General features: G+C 73.9%; 11 protein-coding genes. 5 read left to right on the top strand and 6 right to left on the bottom strand.

What is annotated here, in order from left to right:
* A partial coding sequence (locus F2B26_RS11140; RefSeq protein ID WP_159809335.1) for a class F sortase occupies positions 1 to 470 on the top strand: 470 nt, incomplete at its 5' end.
* Between the two features lie 6 nt (positions 471 to 476).
* Here the strand turns inward: F2B26_RS11140 and F2B26_RS11135 are convergent.
* Positions 477 to 1,685, bottom strand: a complete 1,209-nt coding sequence (locus tag F2B26_RS11135) for an MFS transporter (RefSeq protein WP_159809333.1) — start codon at positions 1,683 to 1,685, stop codon at positions 477 to 479.
* 127 nt (positions 1,686 to 1,812) lie between these two features.
* Between F2B26_RS11135 and F2B26_RS11130 the strand changes: the two genes are divergently transcribed.
* Positions 1,813 to 2,487: a metal-dependent transcriptional regulator gene (locus tag F2B26_RS11130; protein WP_159809331.1), complete on the top strand. Its 675-nt coding sequence runs from the start codon at positions 1,813 to 1,815 to the stop codon at positions 2,485 to 2,487.
* Positions 2,488 to 2,508: 21 nt separating this feature from the next.
* Here the strand turns inward: F2B26_RS11130 and F2B26_RS11125 are convergent, their stop codons facing one another.
* The 3 genes from F2B26_RS11125 to F2B26_RS11115 all read right to left on the bottom strand — a co-directional run bounded on the left by F2B26_RS11125 (position 2,509) and on the right by F2B26_RS11115 (position 5,701).
* Positions 2,509 to 3,756: a calcium:cation antiporter family protein gene (locus F2B26_RS11125; protein WP_235929622.1), complete on the bottom strand. Its 1,248-nt coding sequence runs from the start codon at positions 3,754 to 3,756 to the stop codon at positions 2,509 to 2,511.
* Between the two features lie 293 nt (positions 3,757 to 4,049).
* Positions 4,050 to 4,649 carry a DedA family protein gene (locus tag F2B26_RS11120; protein ID WP_159809327.1) on the bottom strand — a complete coding sequence of 200 codons (600 nt, stop codon included), beginning with the start codon at positions 4,647 to 4,649 and terminating at the stop codon, positions 4,050 to 4,052.
* A gap of 359 nt (positions 4,650 to 5,008) precedes the next feature.
* A complete protein-coding gene (locus tag F2B26_RS11115; protein WP_159809325.1) occupies positions 5,009 to 5,701 on the bottom strand; it encodes a GntR family transcriptional regulator in 693 nt (230 codons plus the stop codon).
* 251 nt (positions 5,702 to 5,952) lie between these two features.
* On the opposite strand from F2B26_RS11115, the gene F2B26_RS11110 reads away from it, so the two are divergent.
* On the top strand, positions 5,953 to 8,778 hold the full coding sequence (locus F2B26_RS11110; RefSeq protein WP_201292709.1) for an FAD-binding and (Fe-S)-binding domain-containing protein: 2,826 nt from the start codon (positions 5,953 to 5,955) through the stop codon (positions 8,776 to 8,778).
* A gap of 48 nt (positions 8,779 to 8,826) precedes the next feature.
* Positions 8,827 to 9,462 (top strand): cysteine hydrolase family protein, encoded by a 636-nt coding sequence (locus F2B26_RS11105; protein WP_159809321.1) that lies wholly within the window; start codon positions 8,827 to 8,829, stop codon positions 9,460 to 9,462.
* 94 nt (positions 9,463 to 9,556) lie between these two features.
* Here F2B26_RS11105 and F2B26_RS11100 read toward each other — a convergent pair whose 3' ends face one another.
* Positions 9,557 to 10,507, bottom strand: a complete 951-nt coding sequence (locus F2B26_RS11100; RefSeq protein ID WP_159809319.1) for an aldo/keto reductase — start codon at positions 10,505 to 10,507, stop codon at positions 9,557 to 9,559.
* A 39-nt stretch (positions 10,508 to 10,546) separates the two neighbouring features.
* Entirely contained in the window at positions 10,547 to 11,407 is an 861-nt protein-coding gene (locus tag F2B26_RS11095; protein WP_159809317.1) for an aldo/keto reductase, read from the bottom strand.
* 97 nt (positions 11,408 to 11,504) lie between these two features.
* Here F2B26_RS11095 and F2B26_RS11090 point away from each other — a divergent pair.
* A partial coding sequence (locus tag F2B26_RS11090) for a LysR family transcriptional regulator (RefSeq protein WP_159809315.1) occupies positions 11,505 to 11,726 on the top strand: 222 nt, incomplete at its 3' end.

Below are 11,726 nucleotides of genomic sequence, written 5' to 3'. Positions count from 1 at the left end.
CTGCGATGCCGGCCTCGGCCCCGGTGCGGCTGCGGGTGCCCGCCATCGCCGTCGACTCGGGGCTGGTGGCCCTGGGGCTGCGGCGGGACGGGACGCTCGAGGTCCCGTCGGGCCCGTTCCCGGCCGGCTGGTACACCGGGGCGCCGACGCCGGGGGAGCGCGGCCCGGCCGTCATCGCCGGGCACGTCGACCTGGACCGGGTGCCGGGGGTGTTCCACGACCTGGCGGCGCTGCGGGTCGGCGACCTCGTGCTGGTCGACCGGCAGGACGGCACATCGGCCACCTTCGCGGTGACCCTCGTCGGCCGGTACCCCAAGGACGCGTTCCCGACGGCCGCGGTCTACGGCGACACCCCGGGTGCCAGCCTGCGGCTCATCACCTGCGGCGGTGAGTTCGACGCCGCGGCCGGGCACTACGAGGACAACGTCGTCGTCTTCGCCTCGCTCGTCGACCCGGCGTCGGCCCGCTGACCGTCGTCAGGTCGGAGGTGCCGGGTCCGGTACCGGCTCGGCCGGGCGCAGGTTGCCACCGCGGGCGAGCACCACGCCGGTGGTGACGACGACGAGCCCGACGCCGAGCACCCCGGCCGCCACGATGACCGCCCGCGCCGGTGCGAGCACATCGGGGGTGCCGAGCAGGTTGCCGAACGCGGCTGCGGCCGAGAAGCCGGCACCGGCGACCGACCACACCTGGGCCTGCTGGTCGCGGGGCACGTGCGCGTACACCAGGGTGCGGATGCCGACGTTGTGGATCGCGTTGCCCACCCCGCCGGCGACGAACACGACCGCGATGACCGGGGCCCACGCCACCAGCCCCTCGACGAGGATGGCGGCCGCCACCGCGAACCCGCCGACCAGGATGCTCGCCGCCGGCCCCAGGGTGAACCTCCGGCTGTCGGTGAGCACGGCCCCCGCGAGCGACCCGACCGCCCAGGCCGACAGCAGCAGCGCGTACCCCACCGGGCTGCCCGTGACCGCCTGCAGGTAGAAGACGCCGGCCACGCCCTCCATCGAGGCGATGAGCACCACCCCGATCGCGACCGGCAGGAAGGTGCGCAGCACCGCGACCGTCCGGATCGACCGGCTGCCCAGCCACACCTCGTGCCACGGCGTGCCGCGCACGTCCACCCGCACCGAGCGCGGTGCGGTCCGCAGCACCACGACCGCGGCGACGACGAGCAGGCCCGCGCAGATCACGAACGCCACATCGGTGCCCAGACCCGCGGCGAACGCAGCCAGCGGGGGTGCGCCGATCGCCGCGACCGACGCGATCCCGACCGCGAACGAGCTGGCCCGGTGCTCGTCCATCCCGTCGGCGGTCGGCAGCAGCCGGAATGCGGCGGCCGAGAGCACCACCGAGCAGGTGGCCTGCACCGCGGCCAGCGCCACGAGCGCGGCGGGGGAGTCCAGGAACGCGATCCCGCCCGCGCACACGGCCGAGACCAGGAGCGCGCTCGCCCAGGCCCCGCGCCCGGAGGTGCGGTCCACCACCCAGCCGAGCACCGGGGCGAGCAGCACGGGCGGCACGAGGTTGGCGAGCACCACGGCCGTGACCCACCAGGTGACGGTCTGGGCCGAGCTGGTGAGCAGCAGCAGGATGAAGATGCCCGCATCGACGAAGGCGCCGATGCCGACCGCAGCCATGAGCGCACCGGTCGCGGCGGGCGGCCTGCGCTGGCGGGGCATGGCCTTCACCCTAGGGAGCCCTGGTCGCCGCCGGGCCCGGGAGGAGTGCTTTCCCACCCTCCGATCGGGGCGGCTGCGGCGATGGACGGACGTGACCCGCGCGAGGTGCTCTCGTTACCCTGGCGCCATGGTGGAGCAGCGGGTCGGCGCGATGGCGGAGGACTACGTCACCGTCATCTGGAAGGCGCAGGAGTGGTCGCCGGCCGCCATCACGACCAACGAGATCGCGGCGACCCTCGCGGTCACGCCGTCGACGGTGTCCGGCAACCTCAAGCGGCTGGCCCGGGACGGGCTCATCGACTACGAGCCGTACGGCCGGATCGCGCTCACCGCGGCCGGGCGCCGGATCGCGCTGCGGGTGGTGCGCCGCCACCGGCTGCTGGAGACGTACCTGGTGGAGAAGCTCGCGATGGGCTGGGACGAGGTGCACGAGGAGGCCGACGTGCTCGAGCACGCGATCTCCGAACGGGTGCTCGCCCGCATCGACGAGGCGCTGGGTCACCCGAGCGTGGACCCGCACGGCGACCCGATCCCCGATGCCGAGGGCCGGGTGACCCGCCCGCCGGCCGTGCTGCTGCGGCACTCGCCGACCGGGCACGACGCGCAGGTGGTGCGCATCGCCGACAAGGAGCCCGATGTGCTGCGGTACCTCGACGAGCACGGGGTGCGGGTCGGCACGCCGGTGCAGGTCACCGGGCGTCGTGAGTCGGTGGGGCTGGTCACCGTGCGGCTCGGGGCTGACGAGCAGTCCGCGCTCAGCCTCACCGACGCCGTCGCCGATGCGGTGTGGGTGAGCCGCTAGGCGCCTCGCGGCCTCCGGGCGTCAGCCGACCGGTGCGGGTTCGGGTGCCTGCTCGCTCGGCGAGCTCGCCCGTCGGAACGGTGCGGTGAGCGTCGGCACCAGGTGCCGGCGGTGCACCACGAGCAGCACCAGCCCGGCGGCCAGCTGCAGCGCGCTGAGCACATAGCGCCCGGTGGTGCCCGGCACGACGAACTGCAGCGCGAACACCGCGGCGAGCGCGATCGCCGACCGGCGGTGGAACCGCAGCGTCATGATGACGGCGACGCCCAGGACCACCTGGCTGGCGGTGAGGGTGAACTCCTCGACCTGCCGGGCGTCGAGCGGCAGCACGGACCCGCCGCCACCGACCGCGTGCGCCACCGGCAGCGAGCCGACGAGCAGCGACCACTGGTTGATCTTCGAGGCGATGAGGGTGCCGATCGCCGCCGGGCCCATGCCGCGCAGCGCGAACAGCACCGCGACGATGAACTCGGGCGCCTCGGAGGCGAGCGGTGCCAGCCACTGCACGAGGAAGTACGGGTCGACGCCCAGGGCGCTCCCGGAGTCGACGAGGGCGGTCGCGAACGGTTCGGCGCAGGCCAGGATGACGCCCGCCGCCACGACGAACAGGGCGGTCACCGTCGCTCGTCGCGGCCGGGTGTCCATCCCGGCGATGTGCGCGGCCATCCCGACGAACTCCTCCTCGCCCTCGTCGTGCACCTGCCCGGCGCGCCACAGGTAGGCGGCGAAGACAGCGATGAGGGCGACCCCGAACCAGACCGGGATGGAGCGCATCACGGGGATGGCGAACGCGACGACGGACAGCAGCGCGAGCACGCCGATGTCGAGGCGGCTGTCCTCCGGCAGCTGCAGGGCGCGCGGGCCGGGGTGCCCGGCGGCCTTGGCGGCACGGCCGGCGACGGCGAGAGCCACGAGCACGACGAGCGGCCAGCCGAAGCCGAGCAGCAGCCGGTTGGAGCCGGTCATGTTGGCGGCGGCGAAGTGCACGTAGGTCGGGTCGGAGCCGGCCCGGTAGGCGTAGTAGAGGTCGACGGCGTACTCGGGCAGCACGGCGATGAGCGCGAGGATCGCGATGGCGAGCGCCCCGGAGATGTCCTTCTGCGCGGCCTCGGCGGCCCAGGCGAGCAGGAACGACGCGGCGACGACGGCAGCCCCGAAGACGACGAGGTCGAGCACGGGGTTCGGTGCCAGGCCGGTCGCCCGCAGCACGAGGGCGGGGGCGGCGACGGCCAGGCACAGCAGGACGCGGCGGACCAGGACGGCAGGCACGGGCTCACCTCGACGGACGTGACCGGGCGACGACGGGCGCGACCCGGCCATGCGGACATGGCCGAAGGTCTCGTTCGCCCCGGGCCGGTGGTGCCTGCACGAGGTGGTGCGCCGGGCTGGTCGTCATGACCGCCGGTGTGTCGACGCACCGCCGCCCACGCCGCGGTGGCGGGTGGGCGGGAGCTACTCCCCTTCGATGACTCGAGCCTGCACCCCTGTCATGGGATGAGTCCAGGCACGAGTCGAGTTTGGGTTTGCCCAACAATCAGTCACGGGACGGCGTGGTCCCGGACCTACCTCGCACGGCGGCGCAGCCGCCAGACGAGCAGCCCCACCAGGAGGACGACGAGCACCGCGACGGTCGCCCCGCGCCCGACGGCGTGCTCGACGGCCGGGTAGGACGTGCCGGCCGCGTAGCCGAGCAGCACGAACGCCGTGCCCCACACCAGGCCGCCGACCGCGTTGAACGTCACGAACGTCCGGTACCGCATGCGCGACATGCCGGCCAGCGCGGGCATGACGGCGCGGAAGAACGCGACGAACCGGCCGAGGAACACCGCGGGCCCACCCCGACGGGCGAGCAGGGCCTCGGCCCCGGCCAGCCGTTCCCGGTGGCGTCGCAGCGGACGGGCGTCCAGCACGTGCGGGCCGAGCCGGGCACCCACCTCGTAGCCGACGCTGTCGCCGATGATCGCGGCACCGACGACCACGGCGAGGATCACGGGCAGCTCGACGTGGCCCAGGCTGGCGGCGACCCCGCCGAGCACCGCCGCGGTCTCGCCGGGCAGCACGAAGCCGACGAAGATCGCGTCCTCGGCGAAGACGAGCAGCCCGACGAGGCAGGAGACCCACAGCGGGGAGGCGGTGAGCAGCTGGTTGACCAGGGAGCTCATCCCCGTCCCTGGTGGGTGACGACGTGGCGTGCGATGGCAGGAACCTCCGGTGCGGACGAGGGGCGTCCGGCCGTCAGGCACCCGCCGGGCACGCCCAGTCTGACCCAACGACCGACGAGCCCGCTCTGCTCCCAGCTGCCCCGCTCCCACCTGCCCCACCCCGCCCCGTGCGCTTGCGCCATGCGGAACTGGTCAGTTGAGGAGGGCGTCTCGGCGTGTCGATCGCCCAAGTGACCAGTTCTGCGAGCTGGCTGGCAGCCAGCAGGGCAGGAGGCCAGCAGGCAGGGGGCACGGTGCGCACGGTGGGCGGGGATGTGGCTCGCGTGCAGAAGGGCCAGCCGCCCCGGGATGGCCGGGCGTCAGACGGGCAGGGCGGAGGAGGGGACGAAGGCCTCGGGCCCGGCCTCGCCGCCGAGGCTGGCGGCCAGGAGCTCACGGGCCCGCGCCAGGTGCTCGTCGAGCAGGGCGGCCGCCCCCTCGGCGTCGCCGGCCTCGATGAGCTCGAGCAGCCGGGCGTGCTCGGCGACGATGATCTGCGGGGACAGGCGCTGGCGGCCCTGCAGCTGGGCCATGCAGAGCTTCACCTCGAAGGCGAGCGAGTGGTACATCGCCGAGGTCCGGGTGCTGCCGAGCTCGTCGATGAGGCTGGTGTGGAAGCGCATGTCGGGTTCGACGATGGCGTACGAGCCGTCGGCCCACAGCGTGGCGATCTCGGCGTTGGCCGCCCGGGCCGCGTCGGGGACGGTGCGGCGGGCGGCCAGGCGGCGCAGCACCTCCGACTCCAGGTAGGTGCGGGTGCGGTAGATGTCGCGCACCTCGTCGGGCCCGAGCTCGACGACGCGCGCGGTCTTGTGGTTGCGCCGCTCCAGCACCTTCTCGCCGGTGAGGCGTTCGATGGCGGCGCGGGCGCTGGCGCGGGCGATCTCGTAGCGCGCGGCGACATCGGCCTCGGTGAGCGGGGTGCCGGGCGGCAGCGTGCCGGTGACCACCTGGTTGCGCAGGTCCTCGACGACGGCGTCGACCAGGCTCGTCACGACGACTCCCCGTGCCATCGCGGTGCCTCCTCCTGTGCGCGGTCGGTGCCTGCGGCGCGGCGGACCTGCGTCCCGGGCCCGGGCGCGCCGCGTCCCGCAGTGCAGCAGCGTAGGCGATCCACGGGTGTTGTCATGTGGGTCTACTTGTCCGACAATCGTCCGCGTCGACAAGGAGAACCGTGCCCACCACCGCCGTCCCGACCCCGCACCCGCCCGCCCGTCCGGCCGGCGGACCGACGGGTCGCCCGACCCAGGAGGCGCTCGCGGCCGTGCTCGCCGCCGCCGCCGGCGAGCGGACGAAGGTGCGCACCGACGCGATCGAGCGGCACGCGCTGGCGCACGACGCCTCGCACTTCCTGCTGCTGCCGCAGGCCGTGGTGGCCCCCCGGGACGCCGACGAGGTCGGTCGGCTCATGCGCGCGTCAGCGGCCGCCGGGGTGCCGCTCACGCTGCGCTCGGGGGGCACCAGCCTGTCGGGCCAGGCCGGCACCGACGGCGTCCTGCTCGACGTGCGGCGGCACTTCGGTGCGATCGAGGTGCTCGACGACGGCGCCCGGGTCCGCGTCCAGCCCGGCGCCACCGTGCGCCAGGTCAACGCGCGTCTGGCCCCGCACGGCCGCACGCTCGGCCCCGACCCGGCGAGCGAGACGGCCTGCACCATCGGCGGCGTCGTCGCCAACAACTCCTCCGGGATGGCCTGCGGCACCGCGCAGAACACCTACCGGACGCTGGAGTCCCTGGTCGCCGTGCTGCCCTCGGGCACCGTGGTCGACACCGCCGCACCCGACGCCGACCGGCGCCTGGCCGCGCTCGAGCCCGAGCTGCACGCCCGGCTGCTCGCGCTGCGCCGGCGGGTCCGCGACAACCCCGCCTCGGTGGCGACTGTCGAGCGGCTGTTCGCCATGAAGAACACCATGGGCTACTCCGTCAACGCCTTCCTCGACTTCGACACGGTGCCGGAGATCCTGGCCCACCTGCTCGTCGGCAGCGAGGGCACTCTGGCGTTCATCGCCTCGGCGACGTTCGCCACCGTCCCGGTGCGGCCGGCGACCAGCTCGGCGCTCCTCGTGTTCGACGACCTCTACGCCGCCAACCGGGCGCTGCCCGCCCTGGTCGCCACCGGGGCCGCGACCCTCGAGCTCATGGACGCCACGTCGCTGCGGGTCGGGCAGGCGTTCCCCGACGCCCCCGCGGCGGTGCGCGCGCTCACCGTCGACCGGCAGGCGGCCCTGCTGCTGGAGTACCAGGCCGCGACCGCCGAGGAGCTCGCCCAGGTCACGCACGACGCCCGGCCTGCGCTCGACGACCTCGGGCTGGCTGCCCCGGTGCGGCTGAGCACCGACCCGGCCGTCCGCGGCCCGCTGTGGACCCTGCGCAAGGGCCTGTACACGTCGGTCGCCGGCGCCCGGCGCAGCGGCACCACGGCGCTGCTGGAAGACGTCGCGGTGCCCGTCGAACGGCTCGCCGACACCTGCGCCGAGCTCGCCGTGCTGTTCGACCGGTACGGGTACGCCGACTCCGTGATCTTCGGTCACGCGAAGGACGGCAACGTCCACTTCATGCTCACCGACCGGTTCGAGACCGACGACCAGGTGCGTCGGTACACGGGGTTCACCGACGAGATGGTCGACCTGGTCCTCGGGGTCGGCGGCACGCTCAAGGCCGAGCACGGCACCGGTCGGGTGATGGCCCCGTTCGTGGAACGCCAGTACGGCGCCGAGCTGTACGACGTGATGCGGGGCGTGAAGGACGCGTTCGACCCCGTCGGGCGGCTCAACCCGGGGGTGGTCATCACCGACGACCCGCAGGCCCATCTGCGGCACATCAAGCTGGCGCCGACCGTGGAGGCCGAGGTCGACCGGTGCGTCGAGTGCGGCTACTGCGAACCGGTCTGCCCGTCGCGCGACCTCACCCTCACCCCGCGCCAGCGCATCGCGCTGCGTCGTGACGTGGCCGCTGCCCGGGCCGCCGGTGACGACGAGCTCGCCGACCGGCTCGAACGTGACTACCGCTACGCGGGGGTGCACACGTGCGCCGTCGACGGCATGTGCGGCACGGCGTGCCCGGTGCGGATCAACACCGGGCTGCTGGTCAAGAGGCTGCGCGCCGAGCAGGGGCCGGGCCCGGTCGCCGCGGCCTGGACGGCCGCCGCCGGGCACTGGCGGGCGACGACGTCGGTGGCCCGCACCGCGATGGACCTGACCGCCGCGCTGCCGGCCCCGGTGCAGCCCGCGCTCACCGCCGTGAACCGCGTGGCGCGCGCCGTGCTGGGCGAGGACACCGTCCCGCTGTGGTCGTCCGAGCTGCCCGCCGGGGGTGCGCGCCGGCGCCGTCCGGCCCCCGTCGGCGAACCCGACGCGGTGTACCTGCCGGCCTGCGTGGGCACGATGTTCGGCCCGGCCGAGGGCGCCGGGGTGCAGGTGAGCATGGAGGAGCTGTGCGGGGCCGCCGGGATCACGCTGCTCGTGCCGCCCGAGATCGACGGTCTGTGCTGCGGCACGCCGTGGTCGTCCAAGGGGGTGCGTGACGGGTACGAGGCGATGCGTCGGCGCGTGCTGCCGGTGATCGACCGGGCCACCGACGGCGGCCGGCTGCCCGTGGTCTGCGACGCGTCCTCGTGCACCGAGGGGTTCCGGCACCTGCTCGCCGACGACCCGGACCTGCACGTCGAGGTGGTCGACGCGGTCGCGTTCGTCGCCCGGCGGGTGCTGCCGGTGCTGCGCGAGCACCCCCGGCTGGCCTCGCTCGTGCTGCACCCCACGTGCTCCTCGGTGCAGCTGGGCCTCGGGGAGGACCTGCTCGCCGTCGGCCGCGCGGTCGCCGAGGAGGTCACCGTGCCGCAGGACTGGGGCTGCTGCGCCTTCGCCGGCGACCGCGGGATGCTGCACCCCGAGCTCACGGCCTCGGCCACCCGCCGCGAGGCGGCGCAGGTCGCGGCCCTGGGCGCCGACGCCCACGCGAGCTGCAACCGGACCTGCGAGCTCGGCATGACCCGGGCCACCGGCCGGACCTACCGTCATGTGCTGGAGCTGCTCGCCGAGCAGGTCCGCGCCACGCCCCCCACCGCCGACCCGACGAGGCCCGACCACAGCTGAACTCTTCGACCGCACGTCCGTCCGAGCACATCCAGCAAAGGAGCACCGATGAACCCGGCAACCACGGCACTGGTCCTGATCGAGTTCCAGAACGACTTCACCAGCGAGGGAGGAGCACTGCACGGCGCGGTCCAGGAGTCCATGGCCGCGACCGACATGCTCGCCCATGCCCGCACGGCGCTCGAGGCCGCCCGGGCCGCGGGTGTGACGGTCATCCACAGCCCGATCTCGTTCGCCCCCGGCTACCACGAGATCACCGCGCACCCCTACGGGATCCTCAAGGGCGTGGTGGACTCCACCGCGTTCGTGCAGGGCACCTGGGGCGCACAGATCGTGGCCGACGTGGCGCCCGCGGGCGACGACATCGTCATCGAGGGCAAGCGCGGCCTGGACGCGTTCGGCTCGACGAACCTCGACTTCATCCTGCGGTCGAAGGGCATCACGACGGTGGTGCTCGCCGGGTTCCTCACCAACTGCTGCGTCGAGTCGACGATGCGCTCGGCCTACGAGAAGGGCTTCGAGGTCGTCACGCTCACCGACGCGGTCGCAGGCACCTCGGCGGCCGAGCACGAGAACGCCATCGCCTACGACTACCCGATGTTCTCCAAGCCGACGACGGTGGACGCCTTCGTCGCGGCGCTGCAGGGCGTGGCGACCGGCGCCGACACCTCGCGGGGCTACTGACCGGGGGCACCTGACCAGGAGCTGCTGAGCAGGAGCACCCGAGCAGCATGTCTGCGCCCGACCGGCCCGTCCCGGGGCCGGCCGGGCGCAGGCCTCAGGGGACGATGTGCCCGGCGGCCGCGAACAGCTCGTACCACTCGGGCCGCGTGAGCGGCAGCTGCGAGCCCTGGGCGGCGCCGGCGACCCGGGCCGGCGTCGTCGTGCCCAGCACCACCTGCATGGACGCCGGGTGCCGGGTGATCCAGCCGGTCGCGACCGCGATCGGCGGCACGTCGTACTTGGCCGCGAGCCGGTCGATCACCGCGTTGAGCTCGGGGTAGTCCGGCGACCCGAGGAACGGGCCGTTGAAGAACCCGGCCTGCATCGGCGACCACGCCTGGACGGTGATGTCGTGCAGCCGGCAGTAGTCGAGCAGACCGCCGCCGTCGAGCGTGGTCGACTGCCGCTCGTTCTCCATGTTCGCCGCGAGCCCCTGGGCGACGAGGGTCGAGTGCGTGATCGACAGCTGCAGCTGGTTGGCCACGATCGGCTGGCGCACGTACCGGCGCAGCAGCTCGATCTGGCCGGCGGTGTGGTTGGAGACGCCGAACGCTCGCACCTTGCCGGCGGCGTGCAGGTCGTCGAACGCGCGGGCGACCTCCTCGGGCTCGACGAGCGCGTCCGGGCGGTGCAGCAGCAGCACGTCGAGCCGGTCGGTGCCCAGCGCCTGCAGCGACCCCTCGACCGAGGCGGTGATGTGCTCGTAGGAGAAGTCGAACCCGGCGTTGGAGACCCCGTCGGGGCCGCGGACGATGCCGCACTTGGTCTGGATCGTCAGCTCGTCGCGCTGCGACGGCGTGAGGGCCATCGCCTCGGCGAACCGGCGCTCGCAGTGGTGCAGCGCACCGCCGTACACGTCGGCGTGGTCGAGGAAGTTGATCCCCGCCTCACGTGCCGTGTGCACGAGGGTGCGGATCTCCTCGTCGGACTTGTCGTCGATGCGCATGAGGCCGAGCACGACGTTGGGGGCGACGATGTCGGTGCCGGGCAGGGTGAAGGTCTTCACGGGTCCGTCTCCTTCGACTGGGGGTGGGGCTGGCGGTGCTCAGGCGGCCGAGAGGGTGGCGACCTGCTCGGCGGTGAGCACGAGCTCGGCCGCCTGCACGCTGTCCTGGATGCTGGCCGGGCGCGAGGCTCCCGGGATGGGGACGACGACGGGGGCCAGCGCGAGCTCCCAGGCGAGCGCGACCTGCTGCGGGCTCACCCCGAGCTCGGCCGCGACCGCGGCGAAGGGGGCGAACCGGCTGCCCAGCGCGGCGGCGTCGCCGATCCCGCCGAGCGGCGACCACGGCAGGAACGCCAGGCCGAGCCGCGCGCAGTGCTCCAGCTCGACCTGCGAGCTGCGGAACGCGGGGGAGAACTGGTTCTGCACCGACACGAGGTCGTCGCCCAGGATCTGGCGGGCCTCGTCGATCTGGGCCACCGAGGTGTTGGACACCCCGGCCAGCACGATGACGCCCTCGTCGAGCAGGGTGCGCAGCGCACCGACCGAGTCGGCGAACGGCACGCGCGGGTCGGGCCGGTGGAACTGGAACAGCCCGATGGCCTCGACCCCGAGGCGTGCGGCCGACGCCTTGGCCGCGGCGACGACGTGCTCGGGGCGCCCGTCCTGGGTCCAGGTGCCGTCACCGGGGCGCAGGTGCCCGGCCTTGGTGGCGACGAGGACCTCGCTGGTGTCGCCGCCCCAGGTGCGCAGCGCCTGCGCGATGAGCTCCTCGTTGTGCCCGACCTCACCGGCGTCACGGTGGTAGGAGTCGGCGGTGTCGATGAGGGTGACGCCGGCGTCGAGCGCGGCGTGGATGGTGGCGACCGACCGGTCGCGGTCGGGCCGGCCCTCGATGGACATCGGCATCCCGCCGAGACCGATCGCGCTCACGGTGCGGGGGCCGAGCTGACGCTGCTTCATGGAGAGCCTTCCTGGGTGCTGGTGCCTCGACGGTAGGTACGCTGGACACAGAAGTCCAACCACTGTTGGTCATGGAATCCATCACTGGGGTCGATGAATGGATCTGCGTCAGATGGAGTACGTCGTCGCCCTCGCCGACGAGCAGCAGTTCACCCGGGCGGCGGCGATCTGCGGCGTCTCGCAGTCCGGGCTGTCCGCGGCCATCCGGGCCCTCGAGGACGAGCTCGGCACCGCGCTGTTCGCCCGGACCACGCGCCGGGTCGAGGCCACCGACGCCGGGCTCGCGCTGCTGCCGCACGCACGGGCCGTGCTCGCCGAG

Source organism: Cellulomonas citrea (genome assembly GCF_009829685.1).
GTDB lineage: Bacteria > Actinomycetota > Actinomycetes > Actinomycetales > Cellulomonadaceae > Cellulomonas > Cellulomonas citrea.
Note: the sequence above shows the minus strand (reverse complement) of the source record. Positions and strands in the feature narration are given on the sequence as shown.